Annotated in this window: 18 protein-coding genes and 1 tRNA gene; 12 read left to right on the top strand and 7 right to left on the bottom strand. The window is 39.1% G+C overall.

What is annotated here, in order from left to right:
- Positions 1-228: 228 nt before the first annotated feature.
- The 9 genes from D5018_RS00825 (at position 229) to D5018_RS00790 (ending at position 15,239) form a co-directional block, all read left to right on the top strand.
- On the top strand, positions 229-1,362 hold the full coding sequence (locus D5018_RS00825) for a hypothetical protein (protein ID WP_121837092.1): 1,134 nt from the start codon (positions 229-231) through the stop codon (positions 1,360-1,362).
- A 177-nt stretch (positions 1,363-1,539) separates the two neighbouring features.
- Complete coding sequence (locus tag D5018_RS00820) at positions 1,540-7,455, top strand: hypothetical protein (RefSeq protein ID WP_121837091.1); 5,916 nt, start codon at positions 1,540-1,542, stop codon at positions 7,453-7,455.
- Between the two features lie 110 nt (positions 7,456-7,565).
- Positions 7,566-8,828: an efflux RND transporter periplasmic adaptor subunit gene (locus D5018_RS00815; protein WP_121837090.1), complete on the top strand. Its 1,263-nt coding sequence runs from the start codon at positions 7,566-7,568 to the stop codon at positions 8,826-8,828.
- Positions 8,828-8,965: a hypothetical protein gene (locus D5018_RS21595; protein ID WP_165904971.1), complete on the top strand. Its 138-nt coding sequence runs from the start codon at positions 8,828-8,830 to the stop codon at positions 8,963-8,965. The genes D5018_RS00815 and D5018_RS21595 overlap by 1 nt, the downstream gene beginning before the upstream one ends.
- A 40-nt stretch (positions 8,966-9,005) precedes the next feature.
- Positions 9,006-9,734: an ABC transporter ATP-binding protein gene (locus tag D5018_RS00810; RefSeq protein WP_121837089.1), complete on the top strand. Its 729-nt coding sequence runs from the start codon at positions 9,006-9,008 to the stop codon at positions 9,732-9,734.
- Positions 9,735-9,927: 193 nt separating this feature from the next.
- Entirely contained in the window at positions 9,928-11,238 is a 1,311-nt protein-coding gene (locus tag D5018_RS00805) for an ABC transporter permease (RefSeq protein WP_121837088.1), read from the top strand.
- Positions 11,239-11,247: 9 nt separating this feature from the next.
- Positions 11,248-12,465, top strand: a complete 1,218-nt coding sequence (locus tag D5018_RS00800; protein WP_121837087.1) for an ABC transporter permease — start codon at positions 11,248-11,250, stop codon at positions 12,463-12,465.
- A gap of 114 nt (positions 12,466-12,579) precedes the next feature.
- The gene (locus D5018_RS00795) at positions 12,580-13,902 is read left to right on the top strand and encodes a sigma-54-dependent transcriptional regulator (RefSeq protein ID WP_121837086.1); all 1,323 of its coding nucleotides are present in this window, start codon (positions 12,580-12,582) and stop codon (positions 13,900-13,902) included.
- Entirely contained in the window at positions 13,899-15,239 is a 1,341-nt protein-coding gene (locus D5018_RS00790; RefSeq protein ID WP_121837085.1) for a sensor histidine kinase, read from the top strand. The genes D5018_RS00795 and D5018_RS00790 overlap by 4 nt, the downstream gene beginning before the upstream one ends.
- Here D5018_RS00790 and D5018_RS00785 read toward each other — a convergent pair.
- The 7 genes from D5018_RS00785 to D5018_RS00755 all read right to left on the bottom strand — a co-directional run bounded on the left by D5018_RS00785 (position 15,181) and on the right by D5018_RS00755 (position 22,132).
- Entirely contained in the window at positions 15,181-16,731 is a 1,551-nt protein-coding gene (locus tag D5018_RS00785) for a hypothetical protein (RefSeq protein ID WP_121837084.1), read from the bottom strand. The genes D5018_RS00790 and D5018_RS00785 overlap by 59 nt on opposite strands.
- Positions 16,732-16,959: 228 nt before the next feature.
- Positions 16,960-17,376, bottom strand: a complete 417-nt coding sequence (locus tag D5018_RS00780; RefSeq protein ID WP_121837083.1) for an avidin/streptavidin family protein — start codon at positions 17,374-17,376, stop codon at positions 16,960-16,962.
- Between the two features lie 71 nt (positions 17,377-17,447).
- Positions 17,448-18,863, bottom strand: a complete 1,416-nt coding sequence (locus tag D5018_RS00775) for a coniferyl aldehyde dehydrogenase (RefSeq protein ID WP_121837082.1) — start codon at positions 18,861-18,863, stop codon at positions 17,448-17,450.
- 104 nt (positions 18,864-18,967) lie between these two features.
- Positions 18,968-19,043: transfer RNA gene (locus tag D5018_RS00770), tRNA-Phe, on the bottom strand.
- Positions 19,044-19,157: 114 nt separating this feature from the next.
- Positions 19,158-20,030 (bottom strand): hypothetical protein, encoded by an 873-nt coding sequence (locus D5018_RS00765; protein ID WP_121837081.1) that lies wholly within the window; start codon positions 20,028-20,030, stop codon positions 19,158-19,160.
- Between the two features lie 66 nt (positions 20,031-20,096).
- The gene (locus tag D5018_RS00760; RefSeq protein WP_121837080.1) at positions 20,097-21,272 is read right to left on the bottom strand and encodes a hypothetical protein; all 1,176 of its coding nucleotides are present in this window, start codon (positions 21,270-21,272) and stop codon (positions 20,097-20,099) included.
- 107 nt (positions 21,273-21,379) lie between these two features.
- A complete protein-coding gene (locus D5018_RS00755; protein ID WP_121837079.1) occupies positions 21,380-22,132 on the bottom strand; it encodes an outer membrane protein assembly factor BamD in 753 nt (250 codons plus the stop codon).
- Between the two features lie 422 nt (positions 22,133-22,554).
- Between D5018_RS00755 and rluD the strand changes: the two genes are divergently transcribed.
- From rluD to pgeF, 3 genes are all read left to right on the top strand, one after another.
- A complete protein-coding gene (gene rluD / locus D5018_RS00750) occupies positions 22,555-23,526 on the top strand; it encodes a 23S rRNA pseudouridine(1911/1915/1917) synthase RluD (protein WP_121837078.1) in 972 nt (323 codons plus the stop codon).
- Positions 23,527-23,942: 416 nt separating this feature from the next.
- Complete coding sequence (locus D5018_RS00745; protein ID WP_121837077.1) at positions 23,943-25,352, top strand: ankyrin repeat domain-containing protein; 1,410 nt, start codon at positions 23,943-23,945, stop codon at positions 25,350-25,352.
- A gap of 150 nt (positions 25,353-25,502) precedes the next feature.
- The gene (gene pgeF / locus D5018_RS00740; protein WP_121837076.1) at positions 25,503-26,219 is read left to right on the top strand and encodes a peptidoglycan editing factor PgeF; all 717 of its coding nucleotides are present in this window, start codon (positions 25,503-25,505) and stop codon (positions 26,217-26,219) included.
- The last annotated feature ends 26 nt before the right edge of the window (positions 26,220-26,245 follow it).

Here is a 26,245-nt window from a genome sequence, read left to right as displayed (position 1 = left end):
AATTAAGGCGTTTGTGTTTGACGGGAATTTGGCTCCAAATCAAAGCTAAAAAATTATCTTCACTCTTTAATTCGTTGGTTAACAAGGATTAACAGTAATTTAATAATTTCAACGTATTAATTTTAAAGGTTTTTTATTTTAGATTGTCGAGGTGGGTAATTTAAGGGCTAGATTTTTAGCTGGTGATGAATAAAGTTATTTCTACACTATCTTCAATCAGTTATCAAAATGAGTATTGAACAAGCTGAAGCTAACTATGAAAATCATATACCAAGCGATGACTGGATGTCTGAAAATGACTTGGATGCAGATGGTGAAGAAGTCGCTGTGGCAGTGGTTCTTGAGTTAAACAATAATAATGTTCCTTCTTTATACTCAACTAATGTTACTGAGAAACCATCCGATGCTCGGAAACAACTTAGCGCTAAGCCTTTAGGTGAATCCGAACAGTCTCACCCACATCCCGATGTGCTGGGAGTTGCTCCATCTAGGGAGAAAAACACTCCTTCTGAGCAAAAGGGGGCTGACAGTGACGAATGTGAAGTTAAGTCAAAAGTTGTGGTTAAGCCTGAAGTTTTTCCTGCGAATTCAAGTACCCACCTATCAAAGAAAGCACCCCAAATGCAATCCGAGGATGGAAAATGGAAAGCAAAGGCTCTAGCTGAGCCAGCTCAACATTCCCTTCAAGCAGAACTGCTGGCCACAGTCCAAAGAAGGAAAAAAGATCTCACTTCCGAGCAGAGAGTTTTTGGCGAAAGCGACTGTGTCGTTAAGTCAAAAATGGAAGGTAAGCCAAAAGTATCTTTAGCAAATCCAAATCCACCCCTAGCAGCGGCAGCGTATGGAGTAATTCCTTTTGAGGATGGAAACTTGGCGGATGACGAAGATGATGAAGGCGAACAGTTCAATTCTATGAGATACATTCACGGTACTGATATTGCCGCGTTTCCTATGCCGCGACCTATAAAACCGGCAAAAACCGCTCTACAGCTAACTGCAAGCGCTGAGCTTGAACCAGTTACAAAAATTACAAACTCATCAGAAACAGTTTCAAATTTTGACCAAGCTACGCTAACTCCTGCGAGCGAAAATGTTACAAAATTTCAAAATTTTAGCGGTTTTGAGAATAAAGAAAGTAAAACGCTCGATGATGCTGATGAAACTGATTATAGGGATCGTTTAGAAGGCTATGGTATCAAAATAATAGGCCAAAGGCGGAATAAACCTCAAAGAGCTTCTTATTCAGATAAAGGTAATCAGTTGAGTGATTATACCGCAAGGATGAAATTAGGAGGGACTCAGCAGCAACTTACAACTGATGAACTTAGGAGGAAAAGGCTGGCTCGGCTAACAAATACATAGCTACCAGCGCAGTGGTTCTTCTAACGAAAAAATCAAAAGCTATCAATTTATCGCTTGATACAGCATGGGTTAAGTCTGCCTAAGAGAGTATAAAAAAGGTTTTGATAAATTAAGGGGTTAACTTTTGGGCTCTCATTGTGAAATTGCTATTTTCTATTATTTTTTCAGGCAAGAAAAATGATAAACGGAGGAGGAAATACAGGAGTAAGCTATTGGTATCATGAGCCTGCAATGCTTCCTACTGGCAATTCAGAGGCGGACGCGACTAAAAGCTCATCTGCAATAGAGCTCCCTCAAAAAGCAACCCCACAAGATGTTGCTTCTCTGAAGAAGCAAGTTATTGAGGAGTACTCAAGGTTTACTGAAGATGACGCTCAATATCTTAAAGGCGATTCTATATGCTGCTGCAGTGATCAAAATACTTGGGGAAAAGCGGATGGCTGTCTAGTTTTATTAGAACGGTTTATCAATACTAATGAAGAAGATTTTTTGCGTAGTGTCATACAACTAAAAAAGTATATAGCGCAAATTGAGAGAGAAGGTGATATCCATCCGAATAGTGATAAGTCTCAAGAAAATTTAGATAACATTAAAAGTCTACATCGTCGCTATATTTTAATTTTTTTCCTGAGTTCAAACGACTGGGGCATGTTTATTCATGAGTTAAAATTTAGAAATAAAGAAGAGCGAGTTTTATTCTTTTCTTCGATTCTTGAATTCGCTTCTAACAATAAGCAATCGAAAGTAAATAAAAATTATCGTCTACTTCGACACTGTAATCTCATGTGTCATTCCAAAGGGAACTCAAGTTATCTAGCAAAACAAGCTTTAGGTCTCATTGAACCCCAAAGTGCGAAAGATTATTGTCCAGAGCATGTTATCAGATCCCTCTCTGAGGTAGATACTCAATGCTTAGCTGAATACTTTAAAACAGCGACAACAAATTTCTCTGAGTTTCAAAAAGTAATCACTACATTAGTGGAGCTTTTAAAGCATCCTGAAAGTGAAGAAAGGAGTAGCGCAAGCCAGTTCTTACTGAGCTCGAAGAATTATTTCATTAATTGTTTGGCCGTCATGATTTATATCTTTCCTCAATTTGGAAAACCGGAAGTCGCTATGGCTGAAAACGTGCTCTGTGAACTTAGAGTTAGAGGGAGGCATGAGCAAGGGCACATCTATGTGTATCAATATTGGGAAGATTCTTTAGTAAAATTAAAACAATTAAAAATCCCTCCTGCAAGCTTAAAGTTATATGTTGAGGGTTATTGTTTTTCTGGCATTAATAAAATGTATATGGAAGCGCTGATACAATTTGAATTTAAGGAGTGCGATAGGTTTTATGCTGCGCTATTTGATAAGTGCGGCACTGACATTGAACGGTGGAATGTTGAGTCATTGGGGTTAGTTTTTCTGGCTGTTTTTATGTTCAATTTTGTCAATATGTCCCCTAATCTAAGGCAATTCTTTAGAAATTCTTCAATAACTCCTGAGCAGTTTGATGATTTGAAATTAAAGTCATTAGAGCAACTTAACCCTCAGACTTGGATGGTCGCGTATCTTCAATATTCATTGTTTAAAAGCCCAGATAAAGAAGGTTTTCATTTATTCATTTTTCAATCCGAAGCGACTTTTCATGACAAAATGCAATCGCTAATTGAGCGCCTTAAATTTTGCCCACACCCATTCATACAAGTGCTTAGATATGTGTTGGGTTATATCGGTAAAAGTGTTGGAGACGAAGAAAATGTAAATGAATCTATAGCACTTTATCCTTTAGATAGCTTTATTTTATTGGCCATCACTAAAGCGTCAACCAAATCACATTCCTCTTCCTCAATCTCAAGTGAACTTTTAGCCAATTTACATCGACGAGAACACGTGACCAGCCTTGCTGCATTAGAGAGAGTCTTATTTTATAAACCCAAAAGCTCACAAAGCTTAGAGCAAATTCAGTGGGAGCTCGGATTACCGGACTATTGCATAAAAAATCCAATGATACTGGTTCGAATACTTAATCATATGTGCGAAGCTCCGCCAGTTCAGCTTAGTGATGAGTATTTTTCATTTTGTTTTCAGCTGCTTGCAGTGCTTAAAGGGGTTTGGGGAAATGCTACTGTGCATATTGAGAAGCTAGAGTTCATTGATGCTGAGCTTGGCATGAAGGTGTTTAAGATGTATATCGGCTTCTTATCCGAAAATGAACTAAGCGAAGAGTCTTGTCGGGCTTTCTCTTTATTAGCAAAAAGCAATCAAAAGTGGAAGGTGGATTTCAATGATGCAACTCCTTTTGTTAAAAAGAAAGAAGCGAATCAAGAAACTCAGCTGATGTGTATACAGACTCACAACTCTTTTCCTGTATTGGCTTATTATAATTACTTTTTGTTAATGAAGTTAAATAAGAGTGCCGTCGCATCTCAAAGTCCTTTTTATCTAGCGATATGGTTCAATCAAGCTATTGATTTTTTTCAATATAATTATGCATCTTTTTCATTGGATCAACAGCAAGCTTTTATCAGAACGCTAAGAGACACAATAGAAGCAATGGCTGTTTTGTCAAATTCGCTTTTCGACAAAATGCATTATCAGATAGTTTCACGCCTTGAAACTATCGATACCGCTAAAGCTAAGCGTTCACTTGAGATGCTTAAAAGAGAGCACTCGATTCGGTCATGGAATAAAAGAGAATGTTCAGTTCGAATACTTTCTCAAAATAAGCCTCGATTTCCTGCTGACCTTTCTCCCTTAAATTATGAACATAAACTAGAGCCAAAAGTCAGAAATGGAGAATGTGAACCATCAAAATTAGTTGAATTAGTCTATGCAGGTTTAGAAAAAAATGAATTGGATGTTTACTTTGTTGTTAGTGAGTGTTTGCAAGTAATGGCGCAATCAACAGGAGAACATTATCAAAAATATCGCGCTTGTGTGATGAAGCTAGTGAAGCCGTTTTATGAAGCAAAAAATAAGATACAGAATATTCAGGACTTCAACGAAATTATGTATCTAAAGTTACTTTTTGAAATTAGCTTTTTACATTCTAAGTCCCCAACCGTTGACGAAAAAGAGCCGTCATTGATAAAGCTTGAGCAAGAGCTTGTTGAGTTTTCTTGTTCAGAAAGACTTGCCATAGTTCCGTACGAAGAGTGTTGTGGTGAGTCGAGAATAAAGTATGCTCAATTTGCACATTTTGTAACGGCTCGGCGGCCAATATCCGAATCACTTGTTGCTAATAAAATTGCTGAAACTTTTGTATCATACATGCAGTATATACGCGTTACAGGAATGTCATTTCAGGCATGCACTTTAAACAAGAAAAAAACATCTCAGGTTGAAACTGCTTTGTTTGAGCTTGCACATAATGCGAAAGTAATCGGGCTTTCTTCCGTTAGAAAAATACTTAAGCTGCTCGAGAATGAACCTTATTCAACTTCGGCGAAACAAAAGCGAGCTCAAGTCTCAAAAGTTATTTTGTATTTGTGGTCAGAGAATAGTATTCCTACTTCACAGATTTCAATGTTAATTGATGAGCTAAATGTCATAGAACCTTTCACTAAAAGGGTTTTAAAGGTGATATTGAGTGAATCACCAGAACAGATTATTGCTGAATACAGAGCCATACATTTAGAATTTAAGCGCTCAGAACAACTTCATTCTAATAGTGAGTCTCTTTATTTATCTAATATGACTTTACTTAACGTACTGGCTGGGCAGTTGATTAGACTGGGGCTTCTAAAAGAAGCTGAGTTAATCTACGCAAATATTTACTCACAACATGCATTAATTTTGTTAGAAATCATTCGGGGAGCTAGTTTCATTAATGCAGTAAAGAGCCATAACTCTATACCTGAGTTTGATTTAGTATTTCTTTCCACAACGAATTTTGGTCAACCATTATTATGTACTGTGGCTCAACATCTGCTAATAGATACTCATGTGACTGAATTAGATAAGATAAGGTTTTATCGTTATCTCTGCAGTGGAGATGTTTGTCCAAGAGCCTCTGAAAAAGAGTTATTAAGACTCGTTTTCGAATTTAGAGGAATTGGCTGCCCCGCAAACCCAAAAAAATGGGAGGAAGCAGTCTTATATGCAGAAAGATCCCCTTTTGCGATGACATCTTTTCAGCTTTATAAGCTTATGGAGTCATGTCAGTTAGGATGCGAAAGTGAAAAAACAGCTTGCCTCAAACAGTTTGCAGAAAAACACTTTAATCCTAAATTTGATCTCATCCATGTTGTTTTTAATTTAAATCTGAGTCAGTACATCTACTTCGTTGAGAAGCTAAAAGTTCTAAAGGAAGAGTTTTGTGGGGCTGAATCTACTGAATTTTCCCTTAGAATAAGGCAGCTGGAGGAAGTGTTAGAACAGAGGAAACTGGCTGAAATGCCTCAAATAGTCGTTGTGTCAGAAGGCGAAGATGACAATGTTTCATCTATATATCATGGTGCGTCAGAAGTTGAAGAACAAGACATTCGATTAGAATCCCCTGTGCCGATACCACCGCAAGAACTTTCGAGAGCGCATCGTTCTGAACCTGAACTGGAGGTTGAGCTCAAACTTAATAAAACTGCAGTGAAAGCCAAACCTAAACCCAAAAAAAATGGTAAGAAAAGCAAGACTAAACCAGCCTCTAAACAGGTGCAGCGACAAAGACAGATGAAAATAGCTACGAAGCAAGCCTTTTTACAAAATGCGGCTGAACAAAGTGCAAGGCAATTAACTGAAGAACAAGTCGGAAAGTTACAGCAAGATATTCTAAATTTACTCACCCCAAAGATAGTGAGTAAACCTAATCCCCAAAAATCGGCCGAGAAAACACTTAAAATACCTGATGAACAAACGTTTGAACCCATTAATAAAGCAGAGGTAATTTCTAAAGCTCAGGAACTCGTACTACATGGTATAAGTCATCTATTCGTTATGCCTCCGGAGAAACGATTCAAATTATCCATTCTGCTTCCATTAACTGAAACAAATCGAGAAATACATCTAGCCTTAGTATCAGGATTCAAAGCAGAGCAATGGCAGATGTTTTATGCTGAATGTACTAACCTTGTTTGTTCAAACTCTTCTGAGAGTGTCCAAAACGGAGAAGAAATTGTAGAGGAAATTGAACCCAAGGCGCAGCAATATGAATATCTTTGGTCGCTTCTACCCAGCAGCTTTACATTTAAAGAAAGTGATGAAACTATAAAACCTTTATTTGATTATATTGTAACGGCTAATACAGTATCTAAGCCTCTTGCTAGAATACTCTCTTTGCCTGAAAATGTTCAAGTTCTTGAAATTTTGCTTATCAAAACGGCTTGCCTAGAAGTATCCGCGCACAGACAACTTTATATTGACTACCTTTCAACTAAATTAGGAATCGTTGCTGCTGTATTTCATTCAAAAGGAGATGATGAATTGCTAAAGCAATTTCTTTCATCCAATTTAAGCGTATTCTCAATTCCTCAAGTAAGATTTTATATATTTTCAGACACTTTATTAACAGTGCAAGAAAAACTTAATTATTTTCTAAAACTGAAGAAAAATTTGAAAATAGAATTATTGAATGACGATGCTTGCAAGCAAAAGATACTGGAATTGGTTTTTGAGGAAATTAGTGAATCCTCAAGCCAAGCTCGGGTGAATACTTATCGACAAAAGGCCGTCCAATGTATAACTGGAACAGAAAAATTTAATCTAAAAACATTATTGAGTATTTATACATCAGTTCTTCAGTACAATAATATTCCGAATCAACGTAATCCTTTTGAAAAATTAGACATAGTTAAAGATAAGCTGGTTGAGCTAGCTAGACATGAATTAGAATTACATGCGAAAGTGCTCGTTGTGATGTCAGTCGATGAATCTGAAGATGTAACTCATAATCAAAAGAAAGAAGACATTGAGTTATCGACGACACCACCTGAGCCTCTACGTACTACTCTTTCTCAAGATAAAACAAGCTTCGAACTCTCCCGTCAAATGCTTTATGCCATAGCCGTTTTAGATAAATGGTCGCCAAAAAACTTAAAAAAACCTTTCCCTAATAGTGTTCCTTTACCGGACACTCAGCGGACAATTAATCGTGTCCGTGGACACAGCTAAGTTACAATTTATTGCGCAATGTTTTTATAGTTTGTTGATTTTTATTGTGAAATATTGATTGGCATGTTGGTTGCTATCCCTTGAGCATAAATCGATAAAGGATAGCCGTAATGATTCAGGATACCAGCAAACAAGATATTACTCTTTCTTCCACATCTACAAATTTGTGGAAGAAGGCGTTATGGCCCGTTGCTATTATTGTGATAATTTTCGTTGGTGCATGGTGGAGTGTTGGTAGCGAGTCAGTTAGTCACTCAGTTGCTAAGGATGAGTTAAGGTTATCAACTATCATCCGTGGAGATCTGACCCGTGATATTGCTGCGACAGGTAAAATTGTAGCGGCGAATGCACCTGTGTTATATAGCACTGAAGCCGGCATTGTTACCTTAGTCTGTAAGCCGGGAGATCAAGTCAAAGCGGGTGATGTTCTTGCTGTAATCACTAGCCCCTCTTTAGCCAATCTAGCAAAGCAGCAGCAATCCACTCTTTCTGCGATGAAAATTGAGTTTGAACGAACCAAGCTTACAGCACGCAGTGAACAGCTTACCGCTCAACGCAGTTTAGATATGGCGCAAGTCGAAATGGCTGCGGCAGATCGTGAAAACCGTCGAGCACAGTTACTTATCAAAGATAATCTGATTTCAAAAATTGATTTTGAAAAAAGTAAAGATGACCTCAATAAAGCGAAGCTTCAATACAAACACGCCGGCCAAGAACTTGAATTAATCAAAGAGCGATTAGCGTTTGAGGTAAAAAACAAATCGTTAGAGGTGGAGCGCCAAGCTTTGGTTGTTGCCGACTTAGAAAGGCAATTACAAGAATTACAAATTAAGGCTCCTGTAGATGGCATTATTGGCAATTGGCTGGTAGAGCAAAAAGCTCGTATCGCAGCCAGTCAGCCAGTGCTTACCGTTGTTGACTTAAGCGCGTTTGAAGCCGAACTTTCAGTTCCTGAATCTTATGCTGATGAAATCGGCTTAGGTATGGACGTTGAACTAAATATTGGTGGCAACAAAATTATGGGAAGTTTATCAGCCATTTCACCAGAAGTTCGAAATCGAGAAGTCACAACTCGGGTTCGTTTTAATCAAAATTCATCTCTTAAGTTAAGACAAAACCAACGACTTTCAGCCCGAGTATTACTTGAAAATAAACAAAATGTACTAATGGTCAAACGTGGAGCCTTTTTAAGTTCAAGCGGTGGTCGTTACACCTATCAACTTCATGATGAATTAGCGAAACGCATTCCTATTCAACTTGGTGCTCAAAGTATGAGCCACATTGAAGTGTTGTCAGGTGCGAAAGAGGGGGATGTGTGGGTTGTGTCTGACTTATCAAGCTTTAAAGAATCACAACAAGTGAGGGTTCGATAATGAAACGGAAATTTATTGCAGCGATGGCGTTACTGCTTTTGAGTGTTGCATTTCATCACGTATTTTCAGAAATAAACCATTGGTCAATGATAGGTTTATTCGCAATAGAAATTACAGAATTAGTTTTTAGTAGTTAGCAGAATTGAAAAAATAGAATTGGAAATAAGGAAATTCAGTATGTTGAAAATGAACAAGGTCAGCAAAGTTTTTAAAACTGAGCTGGTGGAAACCCATGCATTACGTGACTTTAATCTAACCGTAAATGAAGGTGAGTTTGTGGCGGTGACCGGGCCATCAGGCTCAGGCAAAACGACCTTTTTGAATATTGCAGGGTTGTTAGAGCCTTTTAGTCAAGGCGAGTTTGAGTTAGATGGTATTGATGTGGCTAACTTAAATGATAACCAAAGAACCCAAATTCGAAATGAAAAAATTGGCTTTATCTTTCAGGGCTTTAATTTGATCCCAGATTTGAACTTAGCCGAAAACGTTGAAGTGCCATTGCGTTATCGAGGTATGGGACGTAAAGAACGTCAGCAACGAGTGAACGCCGCCCTTGAGCAGGTAGGGTTAGGTTCTCGTCATAAGCATTTGCCATCTCAGCTTTCTGGTGGTCAGCAACAACGTGTGGCTATAGCTAGGGCGTTAGCGGGTGAACCTCGTTTTCTGCTCGCCGATGAGCCAACAGGGAATTTGGATAGCTTAATGGCGCGTCAAGTGATGGAGCTTTTAGAGGATATTAACCGTAAAGGTACCACCATCATTATGGTGACTCATGATCCAGAACTCGCTCGCCGAGCCCAAAGAAACATTCAAATTGTGGATGGTCAGGTTTGTGATTTCACCATGTATCAGCCTCAGCAGGAATCAAATAAAGATGTCCAATTAGAAGAAGCATTGAGTGAGTAATCTATTGGACTTGAATAAGAACGGACAGTCAGAGAACAAGGAACAATAGTGCGCACGACAACAGAAGCGTACGTCCATGTACTGACGACCGTTACATCCTGTAACGGACGGTTGTCTTACCGCACTATTGCTCCATCTGTGTGAACGGAAGTTTCAGATGCTTTAAAAAAATAAAACTCTAAAGGAATACAGAATGTTTCTACATTATTTAGATTTAGCGTGGCGAAGTATTCGCAAAACGCCAGCACTGTCGCTGCTAATGGTGACAGCTATCGCCATTGGCATCGGGATCACTACTACCACGTTGAATATTTACCAAATGATGGCGCTCAACCCAACGGGTGAACGAAGTGAACAATTACATGCGGTGCAGTTATGGAGTCATGGCCCAGATACTTGGGATGAGTTTCATATGCAAATTACCTATCAAGATGCGATGAATCTGAGAAACTTAGCTCCTCAATTTAAGCAGTTAGCGCAGATGCGTTCAGGTATGGTTATTCAAGTCGATAGTGACAAGTTTGAGCCCGAGCTTAGAGCTGTTCGAGTTACGGATAGTGACTTTTTTTCTATGTTCTCAGTCCCTTTTCTTTATGGAACGTCTTGGGGAGAACAGGTAGATAAAGATGCGGCTTATCATGTAGTGATCAGTGAAAAATATAATCAAAAAATGTTTGGTGGTGGGGATAATGTCGGTAAGACCGTATACCTTAACCGTAAACCCTATCAAGTAGTGGGTATCGTTGATAACTGGAACCCTCAACCAAAATTTTTCGACCCGATGAACGGTGCCTTTCGTGATGCTGAAGAAGTCTTTGTACCATTCTCTCTACTGCCAATTGAGAAGTTCCAAGTGTGGGGAAATATCAGTGGTTGGAAACATGAAGACACGAAAAACTTCTCAGATACGGTGAAATCAGAAAAAGTTTGGATCCAATATTGGGTTGAGCTAAACAGCCAAGAAAGCCGCCAGCAATATAAACAAATTTTGACCGGTTATATTGATGAGCAAAAAGCGTTAGGACGATTTACTGACAATAAGACTTCGGCAGATTCAAGTCGGTTAAACACGGTTGCACAGTGGTTAAGTATTGCTGAGGTAATTAAAGAAGATAATCGTATTTTAGTTGGGTTAAGTTTCTTATTTCTATCGGTTTGTTTAGTGAACATCCTTGGGCTGATATTGACGAAGTTTTTAAAGAGAACATCAGAGGTAGGAGTCAGAAGGGCTATAGGCGCAAGCCGAATGCACATTTTTAGTCAATATATGGTTGAGGTCGGTATTATCGGATTACTGGGTGGTCTCGTCGGTCTAGCTTTGGCATCAGGCATGCTTTATCTACTGGGTGAAAAATTCGGTATGGATTCATCACTGATCAGTATGAGTAATAGCATGTGGTTTATTGCACCTTTTATCGCCATTATGACTACTTTAGTGGCAGGCATTTTCCCTGCATGGAAGGTGTGTCATACCAAGCCAAGCGTTTATTTAAAGAGCCAGTAAGGGAATACCATGTTAAATATTAAACCTATTATTAGCGCATTATGGCGTAGTAAAAGCGGCCCAGTTTTATTATTACTGCAAATTATTTTATCAGTAGCGATTGTGGCTAATGCCAGTTTTATTATTCATGAACGATTGCAGAAAATGAATCGTGAATCGGGTATCGCAGAAGCTGAAGTATTTACTGTGAACATTTATAACTTTGGAGAAAATGTTGACTACGACTTGCAACGTCGTAAAGACATCGAAGCTATAAAAAATTTACCCGATGTCAAAAATGCTTCCTTAGTGAGCATGATACCGATGAGTGGAAGTGGGTGGTCTTCAAGCTTTACAAGAGAAGCGTTCGATAGGAACAAAGAGAATCAAGAAGAAGTATCAGCGGGGATCTTTTTTAATGACCATAATTTTATTGATACACTTGGATTAAAATTAATTGAAGGCCGCAATTTTCGAATCGAGGAGATAGATTATTCTCCGAATGCGAAAGACGTTAAGGCTATAGTATCAAGAGCGTTTGCAACTGCTATGTGGGGCGAAGGCCCAGCAGTAGGGAAAACGTTTTTTAATGGCCCAGATGAGAGTGCAGAAGTTGTTGGGGTATTAGAGTACTTACAAGGCGACAGTGTCGGAAGAAGTACCTTTCAGCATGGAGTGATATTTAGCTATGACTTTGTAAGGGCCGGCAAAAATGCTATCTATGCCGTTAGAGCAAACCCTAAAGATATTCCTCAATTAAAGAAAGACATTAAAGATGCTTTGTTAGCTGACAATCCATATCGAGTATTCCAAGGTTTTGAAACCATTGCTGAAATCCGTGTGGATGCATATCGGAATGATGCATTAATGGTCACAGCATTGTCGATGATCATTGTGCTTCTTCTAGTTATTGCCTCTCTCGGTCTATCCGGCATGGTGATGTTCAACATCCAAAAGCGCACTAAACAGATTGGTACGCGCCGAGCATTGGGTGCGAAAAAACGCGATATCATTCAGCAGTTTTTAGTCGAAAATTATCTGATTTGCAGCTTAGGCGCTTTGCTTGGTGGCATTCTTGCCATGCAGTTAGGTAGTCAATTGATGCGTCACTATGATTTACCTATGTTGGATCTCAGTTATGTCTTTGTTACAGTGGCGGGATTATTTGTCGTTACTACCATAGCGGTATTACTTCCAGCTAGAAAGGCGGCAGCAATATCGCCTGCAATTGCTACGAGAAGTGTATAAGACTTAATTGCCGTCATGCCTGCTGAGGCAGGCATCCAGTGACTTTTTAATGGATAAAGGTACTAGGTTCCAGCTTGCGCTGCTGTACGCTTATTAACGGAAAAAACAAAAGAAATGGATAAAATTCTTATTGTCGATGACAACCTATCTGTCTGCCAAGCATTAGCCTTAATGTTGGAGCTTAATGGTCATCGTGCCTTGTTTTGTCATACCGAATCAGATGCGCTGAGTATTATTGAGCAGCAAGATATTTCACTGGTTATTCAGGATATGAATTTCAGTGCGGACACTACGTCAGGTCAAGAAGGACAACAGCTGTTTTATGCCATTCGTGAGCTACAGCCTAATTTACCAATCATTTTGATCACCGCATGGACGCAACTTGAAATGGCTGTGGAATTGGTAAAAGAAGGTTCGGCAGATTATATGTCTAAACCGTGGGATGACGATAAGCTGTTAACAAGTATCAGCAATTTATTGGAGTTACACCGCGCCACTAAGAACAACCAACAGCTAAAACGAGTTGATAATCAACGAACTGAACAAATTGCCAAAGCCGATTTATGTGGTTTGGTGTTTGCAAGTGGCACTATGCAGCGAGTTGTGGACTTAGCCTTGCAGCTTGCTAACTCTGATGTATCTGTATTGGTTGCAGGTCCAAACGGTGCAGGTAAAGATAAAGTAGCCGATATTCTGCACGCTAATTCCCCTCTTAAAGATAAACCTCTTATAAAAGTGAATATCGGGGCGCTGCCGAGTGAGCTATTAGAAGCAGAGCTGTTTGGTGCTGAAGCTGGAGCGTTTACTGGAGCTAGCAAAACCAGAGTTGGTCGCTTTGAAGCAGCTAACGGTGGCACTTTATTTTTGGATGAAATTGGTAATCTTCCGCTTTCTGGGCAAGTAAAGTTACTGAGAATTTTGCAAACGGGAGAGTATGAACGTCTTGGTAGCAGCCAAACCCGTAAAGTGAATGTTCGAGTGATCAGCGCGACCAATGCAGATTTATTATCAGATATTGCTAACGGCAGTTTTCGTGAAGATTTATACTATCGTCTCAATGTTATTGAACTAAAAGTCCCCGCTTTGTGCGAACGAAAAGACGATATTGTGCCTTTAATAGAGCATTTTATTGGTCCTGAGTTTTCATTAGAAAAAATGACGAAACAAGCCCTATTATCACATCCTTGGAATGGGAATGTACGAGAGCTACAAAATGCCTGTAAACGTGCAACTCTGCTTGCAAGAGATAGCAAATTACAACCGCAAGATTTCGGCTTGGTTGCGTCTGACGTTAATCAAGAAATAGAAGTGAATAAACAGCAAATACTAGATGCAATGGAGCAGCATAATGGTGTCATTGCTCATGTAGCTAAATCCGTAGGCTTAAGTCGTCAGGCTTTGTATCGTCGTTTAGATAAGTTCGGGATTGAGCGATGAATTTATCTTCAAGGCTGGCTTTAATTCTAGGTAGTTGTAGCGCAATCAGCGTCTTACTCATCTTGTGGTCAAATTCATTATTGCAACAACCTAATAGTTGGTTAGCAATGGTGAATCATTGGCTTGGGTGGGATATAAGCTGGTTGTTTCACCTATGTGTAATACTGTGTGGCGTTTGGCTTGTAAAGCATTTAACCGCAAATATCAGTAACAGTTTGCAGGCGTTAGAAGTCGGATTGTTAAATTTCAAAGATAATGATTTTAGCGTTACTGTCCCCGAAGTTAAAGACAAGGAAGTAAACCGACTGATACAGTTATTTAATCAGGCTGCTATGATTTTAAGAAAAGAAAAACAGTCGATTTATCAGAGAGAATTGCTACTCGACAAAGTCATTCAAAGTTCTCCTCATATCATGCTGTTGTTGGATAACGCTCAAAGAGTCATATACTCCAACGATGCCGCTAGGCATTGGTTTGCTCAAGGTAAATCTATCACAGGCTGTTTGTTACAAGACTTAAGTGATAACTTACCACCTGAAATGGCACAAATTATCCAAAGTCAGCAAGAAGGGCTGTTTACCTTAAATCAAGAGGAAGCTGAAAGCTGGCATATCAGCCGCGGTACTTTTGTTCTTAATGGTCAGCATCATAACTTATTGCTATTAAAGCAACTTACTAAAGAGATAAGTCGACAAGAAGTGCAGGTATGGAAGAAGGTCATTCGCATCATTAGCCACGAGCTAAATAACTCTTTGGCACCGATTGCTTCAATGGTGAATTCAGGGCGAAAATTAACTCAAGAGAATCAATCGCCCAAGTTAAATTTGATCTTTGACACCATAGAAAGTCGTTGTTCTCACTTAAATCAGTTCATTTTTAATTATGCTCGCTTTGCTAAACTTCCTTTACCACAGAAAGCATCGGTTGAGTGGGAAGCTTTAACTCAGCAACTCTCTCAACATTATTCATTTAAGTTAACAGGGCAATTACCCAGTGAAGCTGGGTATTTCGATCAAATCCAAATCGAGCAAGTTCTATTAAACCTACTGAAAAATGCTCATGAATCAGGTTCAAAGCTTGATGAGATCACAATGACCATTCAAACCACAAGAATTGCAGCTAAACAAGGTGTGAGCATTAGTATTTCTGATGCTGGCTCTGGGATGTCTAGTGAAGTGATGCAGCAAGCGTTATTACCGTTTTATTCGACTAAACAGTCAGGCACAGGATTAGGCTTACCGCTTTGCCGAGAAATCATTGAAGCTCACGATGGGCAAATCAGCTTGCACCATCGACAGTCTCAAGGGTTAGTCGTTCAAGTTTGGTTGCCATGTTAGAAGGCTGTTCAGCGGTACTTTCGCCAGTTTGAGCCTGATAAAAATCAATAAAATTTAGCATAAGTGCTGCACCATCAATAACACTTTGACGATCTTCAGCTTTCTTTAGATAAGCTTGTTCACCCGCTTTGATAAGGTCGATTACAATCGGTATACCCTCAGGGTAATGTTTTGTTAAGTAATCGATTAAAAAGCTGAACCGATTTAACTCACTAAACCTTTGGTGTATAGCATATATCGAGAGGAAACTTTCTGTCAAAATATGGTCAAAGTAAAAATCAAGATTTTTTTCAACATAAGGAATGAAATCCTGATAGAGATGATTTCTTCTCATTAAGTAATTTCGTTCATTAAATTTTTTAGCTGGCTCAGAATCACAATAATTTTCAACATACTCTTTCATTCGCTCTGCATATTGTGTTGATTGTGTATCAAGAAAAGCCAGAGCAAGATCGAAGCTTTTTTGAATGAGTTGAGCAAACGTTTCTGTTACTTCCTGTGCGCACCTCAGATCTGTATGCATTCTATCGATATGTAAACAAAGTTTGCAGATAGGTTCATCTATTCGGCTGATCTGCAATATATACCTTCCATCTTGTAATGCTGAAAATAGTTTCGATACATCTCGGTATATTAATTGTTCAACATTGTTTGAAACTGCATTGTTATAGAGTCTGATACGGTGCTTGTGTTGCCATCGATAATCAGCTAAATCGTCAGCGGACGTATCACCGAGTACAGGTACAGGTTCATACGGGTTGTTATATGTTTGGAGAAATTGGTTAATTAAATTAAATGAAAGTATATACAGGGTGCAATTTTCACTATCGATGGCGACAGTACTATGGCTTAATCGGCTAAACCAACAATAATGATTATACATCTGCTGAGTATCTGAAGTATTGCCTTCATGAGGAATGGTATTAAATGTTTTTTTATCCATTTTCACCATTTGTACATAAGCATTTTCACAAGAATTGTTTTCTAACATTGCAATTAGTCCATAAACTGGGGCATCCGATTTTTGGTAGCAATGTTTGACGATTTCTATCACTCGAGCTTTATCATGGGCATATGAAGGCGATTGTAGGTCAATGACCCTACAAAATTTACAGGGGATGTCTTCAGGGCTTTTTACATAACTTTGCCCCATTTGCTGAAAACCTAAAATAATGAGTGCAGCATTTAAATATTGCACCGCATCCAATTGCTCATTTAGATACAGCGCTAATACTATGTATTCGGCTTTCTCTGTCAAAAAGACTGAAGCATTCCAATCGTTACTTGTGATGGTAAAATGAAAAACCTCCATTTCAGTTGGAGTGACTTTACTGAGCTTGTCGTTTAAATTATCAAGTCCATGGGCGTGTTTTGTTAGGTGGCGATATCGCTCCGAGCGAGTCCAATCCTCAACGCCTGTGGGTTCAAGGCTACTTTCTCCAACGAACTCGGTCGCTGATAGTGGTGTGGTCACGGTTTGAGCTTCTATCATATTGCTACTTTCACTTCGTATATGGATAATGTTGATAATCTATAATGTAAGTACCTGACCATAAGTTTCTTAAGATTTTTTTGCGCTCAGCTTCAGCACTCTACGGCGTTGCAATTTCGGTTACATAGCTACGGCTATGCCCCCTTCATTGCGCCTTGTATTGCACTAAATCTGAACAAAACAATTTTCAAAGAACTTATCGACAGGTGCTTATTGCTGTGAATTGGACTAATTAACGTTAAAATATAAATCATGCCCAGTGATTCTTGCTTTCCAACTATCCAAGCCTTTATTTTGCACTAAATAGATTGTATCTAATGTTTTATTGTCCTTGCTTACGTTGCCAACCATGGCAATTGTGGTTGGCGAACCACAATCTTTAAGGCTCATACTGATAGCCAAAGCATTACCATTGCTACTGCCTTTAAAAGGAATTGGGTAACCAATGCAGGATTTCGTGTCTGCTACAGCAGTTATAAAGGTTCCGATAAAATCATCATTCTCGGTTTGAGTGATGGTTAACGTTGAACCGCGTTCGTTTTTCCAAGTGCCTATTAATCGCCTTGCGCCAAAATTAGATTGGCAAAATGTATTTAATGATGTGAAAGAAAGTGCAAATATTGCGATATGAAAAAGGCGTTTCATAGTTGTGCTCCAGTATTCCTGTATGGCTTGTGCAATTTTACTAAAGGAATACTGGATGAAAACTTAAGGAGTTACTTTAAAAAACTACCTAATAGAAACTTTTGTAGCTTGGTGCCATAAGGTGGGTGGATAAATTTGCCCATATCAAACCAGCCTTTCTTTAATACTGTTTTTGCGTGGCTAAAGGTTTTGAATCCCTCTTTACCATGGTAGTGTCCCATTCCTGATGGGCCAATTCCGCCAAATGGTGCGTCGTCTACCGCCACTTGCATCACGGTATCGTTAATACTGATGCCGCCTGAATGAGTATGGTTTATGATGTGGTTTTGAATATCAGCATCAAAGCTCATGATATACAATGCCAATGGGCGAGGGCGTTGGTTAATGTAATCAAGGCTTTCATCTAAGCTATCGTAACCAACAATTGGTAGAATCGGCCCAAAAATCTCTTGTTGCATTATTTGCATATTATCAGTCACACCTGTGACTAATTGAGTGGCAAATTTTCTTTGTTGCTTATCAATATCGGTATTAGATGCTGAAACAATATGCGCGCCTTTTTCACGGGCATCGTCCAGTAAATTCATTAATCGCTCAAACTGACGCTCATTGATGATACTGGTGTAATCTTGGTTGTTCTCCAAATTTTGATACATGACTTGAAAGCGTTGTTGGTAAGTTTGAACGAATTCTTCAATTCGATGCGATGGGCAAAGTATATAATCAGGAGCCACGCAGATTTGACCAGCATTAAGACATTTACCGTAAATTAAGCGTTCGACAGCAGTTTCAATTTTCATATCTGGAGCAATGATCACCGGTGACTTGCCCCCTAATTCTAATGTGATAGGAGTTAGATTATCGGCTGCCGCTCGCATCACATGGCGTCCCACTTGAGTCGAACCTGTAAATAACAGGTGATCGAAAGGTAAGGCTGAAAATTCTGCTGCAACGTCAGCTTCACCCTCTATAACTGCAATATGGTTTTGAGAAAAAGTAGTTTCGATGACTTTTCTAATAACTGCATTAGTATTTGGAGTGAATTCTGATAGCTTGAGCATCACACGATTACCCGCAGCAATAGCAGTAGCAAGTGGGCCAAGTGATAACATAATCGGAAAATTCCACGGCACAATGATTCCAACCACACCTTTAGGTTGATAGTGCACTTTTACCTTGGCTGGTGCCAACATTAGCCCTGCACTTCGGTTTTCTGGCTTCATCCATTTTTTTAATTTGGAAATCGTATAATTGATTTGAGATACAGTGGGAAGTGTATCGCCAATCATTGTGTCGTATTCTGAGCGACCACTGTAGTCTTGATTCAACGCTGAAACTAACTCTGCTTGATGAGCTAACAGTGATTTTTTTAACGATTTTAAGAAATGAATTCGAACAGAGTAGGGGAGAAATGGTTCACTCTGAAACGCTAGTTTTTGATTATTAAACGTTGAAAGTAAAAGTGAAGCTTGTCCGTTAGTATTCATACTTTTTAAATCTCAATCGTCATCAGGAAGTTAGAATAATAGCACTATAACCTAATGAAAAATTTGATAAAAGAGGTAGTATAAGAATAGCAAGATGAGAAAGTTGGTGCCCGAACCCGGAATCGAACCAGGGACACGAGGATTTTCAATCCTCTGCTCTACCAACTGAGCTATTCGGGCAACGGGCGACATTAAACGGTTTTTTATTGTTGGAGTCAACTCTTTTCATGTGCTTTCTTTAAAAAAGGCGATTAATCGAAGGTTTTGTATACGCTAAAGCTAGACCTAGTTCATTTATTTCCTTATAAAGTTATGAGCATAAAGGCTGATTTTACCTACTTCTTCTCTTGTTGCTTGCTTTACATCATTAGTCTTGGTGTATTCAGGTTTATATTTTGCTGGAAGTTTAGGGAAGTGACTTTGGGGCTGGGTAAAATAAAGGCGAACGCCTGTTTTTGATGCTGCAATCCACATGGCATTTTCAGTCGAACTTTTATCTAGTAATTTATCACTGGCTTTCAATCTAAATAAAACGGTATTGGCATGAGTGAGTTGCATGCCTGAAAAAGGGCATGATGGTGGTTTAATCGAAAGACGAAGACTGGAGTAACTATCAGGTGGAGGCAAAATCCCACTTTCTGCTTGTTTGATAGTATTTAACTCTTGGAAAACGGGAAATAGTTGTTTCCCTTCTGTGGTATTAAAAAATGCTTGGTAGCTATCGCAAATGATAACCTCATCATAGGTTGCAGTTGAATCTTTGTTAATTAAAACAAAGTCAGCGAATTCCGTTTCAAATTCAGAATCTGTCACTTGAGGCGCTGTAGCTTCTGGTGAGTTGACAACGGACTCATTTTCTTGTTTCAATTGTGGCTCTATTGGTTGTATTTTTTCCTGCAGCAAGATTTGCTCTATATACTTTCCTATCTGTTTCGCTTGCAATGAATTACTTTCGTTAGGAGTAACGGTGAATGATGCGTTTGATGTTGAAGTGAATATGCTGAGCAATTTTCTGAGTCTGGCTTTAGGCTTAAACAAGACTGTAAATTCGAATTCATTAATGGTTAATCTGCGTTGACCAGTTGTTTGTTGGAGTAACTGAGTCATCACAAGTTCATGAACATAATCTTGCGTTATTGGGGTCGCAGTTGAAGATGAAGTTGCCATGCTCAGTGCCTTAGGTCGATTAATGCAGTTCGATTAAATATGGAGTAGATTTTAATTATAAGAAAACTATGGATTATGTTCAGTTAAATGAAATTCATGCTCTCTAAATACAAAGTTATGATCATTAAATCGATATTGACATCGCTGAGCCTTATTTATGTTGTCAGCGGTAACTTCCCGGATATCTTCTTCTGTAAGGTGTTCTGGAGAAAAATCAGCAGGAACTGATTCATATTGTTCACCTTCATGCATTGACAGCAGGTATCGGCGCAAACCGACTCTTGAGACTGTAACCCAATGTTCTTCTGCATCTTTGGTAGGGTCAGTAACATCTGGTCTATGTAATCTGAGCTGAATAGCGTTGTCATCTTTGAGTTTTTCACCCGTAAAAGGGCAGATGCATGGGGAAGCTGTCCATTCGGTGGTTTCTTTGCCAAAAAAACGTAAAATGGCTTGTGTAAATAGCTTGAAATTAGAGTTATTGTATTTTTCGTGAACTTGGGCTCCCACTTCTGAGAGAGTAAATAGCTGTTTGACAATTTCCTTTGCTTTTTTACCTTTGTCGGTTTCTAGAAAAGACTCAAGATTACTTTTAAGAGTGGGATTGGGATCTAGAGCTTCGATTTCCCCTATTACTTCAATTTCATTGCCGGGTTGGCTGATATCTAATGAGATAAACTCATCTTTTTTTTCAAACTCTTGTACTCTTTTTAGATCCTCTGCTTTTACAAGTTCTTGCTGTCTTGCTAATGAATCTCTAATAGGTGGAAGTTCTATGCCTGTATCATCACCTGATGCTGTTGCTGATACTGTATGTTCAAATACAGTGTCACCGTCACAAACTATATAATCCTCTAATAAGTTTGATTCTGAATCTTTTTTTGCACTTTCTCTAGATTCATATGCCTTTATCTTTTTTACAGTACTCCTTTGAGGCTCTGGAATACCTGCAACTGGAGATGCGGCTGCAATACCCTCTTCCAAAAAAGCCTTGATCACAGCTTGATGATGTAAATCTGATTGTGGCCCTCCTGCGACTTTATTGACCGTAAAGGCTTTGGTTTCGGCATGGAACTCTAAACTATATGCACTTTGCTTGTTGCCACGTTTATTTGTATCGCGATCTACGACGACAGAAACACCACCATCTTTATTATAATGGAAGTGTTCTTTGCCTACTTCTAACCAAGCGTAGTGAGCAGCTTGTTCTTGGAGTGGACGTTTGTATAAAGGAAAAGACATTAAATCATTCCATAATTTGGAGAATAATTAATAAGTTAAGTGTAGGTCATGTTTTAGGCTTGATAAATAAAGGAAAGGCTGTAGTTTTTACAGCCTTTGGGAAGAAGCTATCTAAGTAGAGAGTTATTAGGGTAATTGGCTTTCATCACGCTCAGCACATGATTTTCTAATGTCTTTTGACCTAATTCTTTGTAGGCTTTGGCCATGATTTCTAAGGCTTTCTCTCTTGATGGAGAGCCTTCGAAAGTTTCTAACACGTACTGAGCTCGACTTGCTGCGGCGCTCCATGCACTCATTTTAAAATAGTATTCTGCAACATGAATGGAATAACGCGCCAAGCGATTTTTGATAGCTTTCATACGTTGACGAGCATCAGCCGCATATTTGCTTGTGGGGTGAAGTTTGATCAATTTGTCAAAATCTTTAAATGCTTGCTCGGCGTGCTGAGGATCACGGTCTGTTCGGTCAATGTTCAGTAGGTCGTGAAATAGGTAGTCATCCGACTGCATATTGGTTAAGCCACGCATAAAGTAAACATAATCAATATCTTTACTGGTCGGATTCAAGCGAATAAAACGGTCAATGTTTGCTAATGCCTGTGCTGTATCGCCTGTTTTGTAGTATGAATAAATCATATCCAATTGAACTTGAGTTTTGTATGGTCCAAATGGATAACGAGAATCTAGAGCCTCAAGGGTACGGATGGCTTTAGAGTAGTTACCTAACTCCATAGAGGTTCTTGCCTGAGAGTATAAAACCTCTGCTGTGGCTTTTTTAGAAATTTCTTCTGGTTTACTACTACAGGCATTTAGCGTTAATGCAAGTAGGGCTAGGGCAACACCTTTTGACACTCTATTCATACTTAAACCTAAAAAAAGCAGTTAGATGTAGTAATAAAGCTAACTGCAAATATTAATAAAAGAAAAAGTATCTGTATGACTCACTTATAAAGGTGAATGCTAAACGTCCATAAGTTGGTCAAAATTTTTGCTAGCCGCATTATGGATTTTGTAGGTACGAAGAACTAGCTACTGCAATCCAGGCCTTGCTAGCAGAAATTTTTCCTGCGCTTCTGAACGTTCCCAACTACTTTTTCTAGGTTGAATTCAATTCTTTTAAAGTTGTAGTTAAGAATTTTTCCATTTCGCGATAAAATGGAGGTTATCCGATTGTAACAGAGATACCAGAGATTCTTCAAAACGTCGAGAGAAATACTTGAAAGCATCTGAATAATCAAACTCTGGTATTCACATATTGACCCCAAAGTTGGGTTAGGGTTCCCATGTCTCAAGAGATTAATCTAAAAAGTGAGTTTTCATCAACTCAAACTGGTCAGCGTTTAGATCAAGCGTTGGCTGAATTGTTTCCCGATTATTCCCGTACTCGAATAAAAGAGTGGATTTTATCGGGTGCAGTCACTGTCGATGGTGAGGTGTGGGACAAGCCTAGAACCAAGGTAATGGAGATGCAGCAGGTCTCGGTAAGCACAGAGCTACCAGAAGAAGTTGTCGCTGAAGCCCAACAAATTGACTTAGATATCGTTTATGAAGATGAAGATATTTTAGTGATAAATAAACAAGCTGGGCTAGTGGTTCATCCTGGTGCGGGTAATCAAGACGGTACTTTAATGAATGCGCTATTGCATCATTGTCCAAATATTGAGTTAGTACCAAGAGCAGGGATTGTTCATCGTTTAGATAAAGACACAACTGGCTTGATGGTAGTGGCTAAAACCGTTGAAGCGCAAACTCACTTAGTAGCAGCGCTACAAGCTCGTGAAATCACTCGTGAATACGAAGCTATTGCAATTGGAACTATGACGGCTGGTGGCTTAGTAGATGCTCCTATTGGTCGCCACCCTACCAAACGAACTCATATGGCGGTGCATCATTCGGGAAAACCGGCTGTTACCCATTATCGTGTGGCAGAAAAGTTTCGTGCTCATACCCGCTTGCGTTTGCGCTTAGAGTCAGGTCGTACTCACCAAATCCGTGTTCATATGGCTCATATTGGCCATATTCTGGTGGGTGATCCTGTTTATGGTGGACGCCCTCGCTTACCTAAAGCGGCTAGCCCAGAGTTTATTGATGTACTGAAAAACTTTAAACGTCAGGCACTTCATGCCGTTCGACTTGAGCTTCAGCACCCAATCACTTGTGAAATGATGAGCTGGACAGCTCCTGTACCAGAGGACATGGCGGAGTTAACCAAAGCGTTGCGTAAAGACACTGAGTTGAACCCCGTAGTCATATAAGTTTTATCGCTACGTTCCAGCAAAACTAGAAACGTAGCGATTTAAGCTTAAGCTCAGGCCTATTAAATCAGAATCGTATCTGATATATCCTCAGCTCTGCATAAACCAACCTCTACAGCACAGCTACTTATGTGCATTTCCCGTGTTAGAACAGTCCGAAATAGGCCAGCTATTACGAACTGTTCTGCTTTGAGCTACACATAATTAGTAGCACTGTAGATAAAAATTTATTGTTTATTTTGTAAATCAGAATGTTATTGATTTCGTTATACAGAGCAGAGGTTAATATACCTCTACCCTGCCTGTTACAAAGTCTATGTCTTGCCGAATGAAACATGGTTAATTGAAATTAACGTGTGAATCTAATCATTCTGAGTAGTATCAATTCTTAGCAAGTTATCCGTGTAGAGGATGTTATGGCAGCTTTAACTGGTGAACAGGTCGATACCACTCCACTTCTGGAAGGTTATCCGCAAGAATTAACTACTATCGAGCTAGAGCAGGTGGACGGTAAGCATCGATTAAAATGCGGCCCTAAAGTGATTTCTCAATTAGTGTTGAACGATAGCTTTGATGTTAGGATTATTAATCAAGAACAGCAGATAATTACTTTTCATTGTCGACAATTACCTAGTCGTCACAGTAAACAAATTAAGTGGCAATGCAAGCATGATGCTCAACAGCCCAAAGTATGCGGATTTGGAATTGTCGACCCAAATGCCAAAATTACCAAAGTCGTAAAAGAAACTTTAGAGTTTCCTGAAGCGACACACTTTTTTGCAGCTATTTTAAACGGTAAAGATAATACTCAAAATGAAAAAAATGTAGAACGCGTTACTCGTTTTTTAAGCCGACCTATCAACTTAATGGTTAAAACAAGCCCTTCAAACTTTTCAGAATCGGTACGACAAAAAAAAGGAGTTGTTCTACATAGAGGAGGTGAAAGTCTTGTTGTTGACGGAGTGACTTATAAAGGCTTTTTATCTATGGGGCAGAGTGCTCTTCACTTGGCGGTTCATGCTGATAACCCTAAGCTCATTAAAATATTAATAGATGCAGGTGCTGATAAAAATGCACAAAACGATCTCAATTTAACGCCATTGGAATTAGCTGTTTACTCAGGACATCCCTATTGTATAGAAGCATTGTTTGATGCCGGAGTAATAATAGATAAAGCAAGTGGACATAAACTGTTAAATGTTGCTCTTCAATGTTCCTTTAAATCATATTCTAATCGCTTAGACGAGTCAGCTGAACTGCTAATAAAGGCGGGAGCTGACATTAATGGCATAGATGAAGCTGGCTATTCGGTACTTATGCGATGTATAGAGCAAGATGATAAAGCTGGAACTATCTTTATCTTAAAACAAGGTGCGGACCCTGCTGTTTGTGGGATTGATGGTCATAGTGCTATTTCATTTATGCTTGAGCAAAACCTCAAAAGATCACCATCCGTTGGGCTGTATTTATTTACAGAACATTATAAAGATGAGCCTTATGACATGAATGGTGGGGCGTTCAAAATTGCTTTTGCATATGCAGCAAAAAAAGGAGCTGTGAGAGATTTAGACTTTTTAATCGAAAAAGGTACTCTGCAAACAGAAATTACGGGTGTTGCATTCCCAAGTAAAGAGTTATTAATCGCTGCTGAAAATGGACAGTGTGAAGCTTGTAAAATATTGCTAAATGATTGGTTTGATAAGCACGAAACTGTTAACGTTTCATCTGAGTCCAGTGAAGAAAAAAATAAGTTTGAAAGGCTATTACAGAAAAAAGAAATGGAAGGTGTATTGGAAGTGTATAAGGAAAAAGCAAAGCTGTTGTGAGAGTTTTATTCCTAGAGCCAGTTCCCTATTAAAGACGTTTTGATTTGTTACAGCATAAAGTTTGCAAAATCACCGGTTATGAAATCATTCAGTCAACAAATCGACCATATAATGATACTTTATAATCTCACTCCACTTTCGGAAAACTAAATGTTTTATAAACATCGTTGGCCTGTTCCTGAAAATGTCGGTATCGCGATGACCACTCGCTATGGTGGTGTCAGCATGCCACCATTCGATAGTCTAAATCTTGCTTTGCACGTTGAAGATGATAAGGCGCATGTGCAGGCTAATCGTGAGCGACTCAAAACTAAATTAGGGTTAAATGTCGATCCCACTTGGCTTGAGCAAGTTCATGGTACCGAGGTTGTTAGTTTACCTCAAAAAGGCGTTCCAGTGGCTGATGGCAGCCACAGTAATCAAGTAGGGCAAGTGTGTGTGGTAATGACAGCCGATTGCTTGCCTGTGCTACTGTGCAATGATGAAGGTACAGAAGTCAGTGCCTTACATGCTGGTTGGCGTGGTTTATGTGATGGCGTGATTGAAAGTGGCGTAGCTAAATTTCAATCTCAACCTCAAAGCATTAGAGCCTATTTAGGGTCTGCAATTAGTGCTCAGGCTTTTGAAGTTGGTGCAGAAGTAAAGCAAGCTTTTGTTAATAGAGATGATATGGCTGAAGAATGTTTTAAACCATTCGGTCATAAATTTCTGGCAGACTTGCAGGGCTTGGCAGTACAGCGGTTACATAGCTTAGGTATCAAACAAATTTACCTTTCAAATCAATGCACATTTTCTAGTTCTGATTACTTCTCTTATCGCCGTGACGGTCTTACTGGAAGGCAAGCCTCTTTGATCTGGATTAAATAATTCATACATATTCACTATTCCCTCGC

It is taken from the genome of Parashewanella curva (genome assembly GCF_003675895.1).
In the GTDB taxonomy this organism is placed as follows: Bacteria; Pseudomonadota; Gammaproteobacteria; order Enterobacterales; family Shewanellaceae; genus Parashewanella; species Parashewanella curva.
This window is presented reverse-complemented; position numbering and strand designations above follow the sequence as displayed.

Excerpts from the sequence above, each read along its gene's own strand:
- D5018_RS00825 (WP_121837092.1), top strand. The coding sequence starts at position 229 with ATGAGTATTGAACAAGCTGAAGCTAACTATGAAAATCATATACCAAGC.
- D5018_RS00820 (WP_121837091.1), top strand. The coding sequence starts at position 1,540 with ATGATAAACGGAGGAGGAAATACAGGAGTAAGCTATTGGTATCATGAG.
- D5018_RS00815 (WP_121837090.1), top strand. The coding sequence starts at position 7,566 with ATGATTCAGGATACCAGCAAACAAGATATTACTCTTTCTTCCACATCT.
- D5018_RS21595 (WP_165904971.1), top strand. The coding sequence starts at position 8,828 with ATGAAACGGAAATTTATTGCAGCGATGGCGTTACTGCTTTTGAGTGTT.
- D5018_RS00810 (WP_121837089.1), top strand. The coding sequence starts at position 9,006 with ATGTTGAAAATGAACAAGGTCAGCAAAGTTTTTAAAACTGAGCTGGTG.
- D5018_RS00805 (WP_121837088.1), top strand. The coding sequence starts at position 9,928 with ATGTTTCTACATTATTTAGATTTAGCGTGGCGAAGTATTCGCAAAACG.
- D5018_RS00800 (WP_121837087.1), top strand. The coding sequence starts at position 11,248 with ATGTTAAATATTAAACCTATTATTAGCGCATTATGGCGTAGTAAAAGC.
- D5018_RS00795 (WP_121837086.1), top strand. The coding sequence starts at position 12,580 with ATGGATAAAATTCTTATTGTCGATGACAACCTATCTGTCTGCCAAGCA.
- D5018_RS00790 (WP_121837085.1), top strand. The coding sequence starts at position 13,899 with ATGAATTTATCTTCAAGGCTGGCTTTAATTCTAGGTAGTTGTAGCGCA.
- D5018_RS00785 (WP_121837084.1), bottom strand. The coding sequence starts at position 16,731 with ATGATAGAAGCTCAAACCGTGACCACACCACTATCAGCGACCGAGTTC.
- D5018_RS00780 (WP_121837083.1), bottom strand. The coding sequence starts at position 17,376 with ATGAAACGCCTTTTTCATATCGCAATATTTGCACTTTCTTTCACATCA.
- D5018_RS00775 (WP_121837082.1), bottom strand. The coding sequence starts at position 18,863 with ATGAATACTAACGGACAAGCTTCACTTTTACTTTCAACGTTTAATAAT.
- D5018_RS00765 (WP_121837081.1), bottom strand. The coding sequence starts at position 20,030 with ATGGCAACTTCATCTTCAACTGCGACCCCAATAACGCAAGATTATGTT.
- D5018_RS00760 (WP_121837080.1), bottom strand. The coding sequence starts at position 21,272 with ATGTCTTTTCCTTTATACAAACGTCCACTCCAAGAACAAGCTGCTCAC.
- D5018_RS00755 (WP_121837079.1), bottom strand. The coding sequence starts at position 22,132 with ATGAATAGAGTGTCAAAAGGTGTTGCCCTAGCCCTACTTGCATTAACG.
- rluD (WP_121837078.1), top strand. The coding sequence starts at position 22,555 with ATGTCTCAAGAGATTAATCTAAAAAGTGAGTTTTCATCAACTCAAACT.
- D5018_RS00745 (WP_121837077.1), top strand. The coding sequence starts at position 23,943 with ATGGCAGCTTTAACTGGTGAACAGGTCGATACCACTCCACTTCTGGAA.
- pgeF (WP_121837076.1), top strand. The coding sequence starts at position 25,503 with ATGTTTTATAAACATCGTTGGCCTGTTCCTGAAAATGTCGGTATCGCG.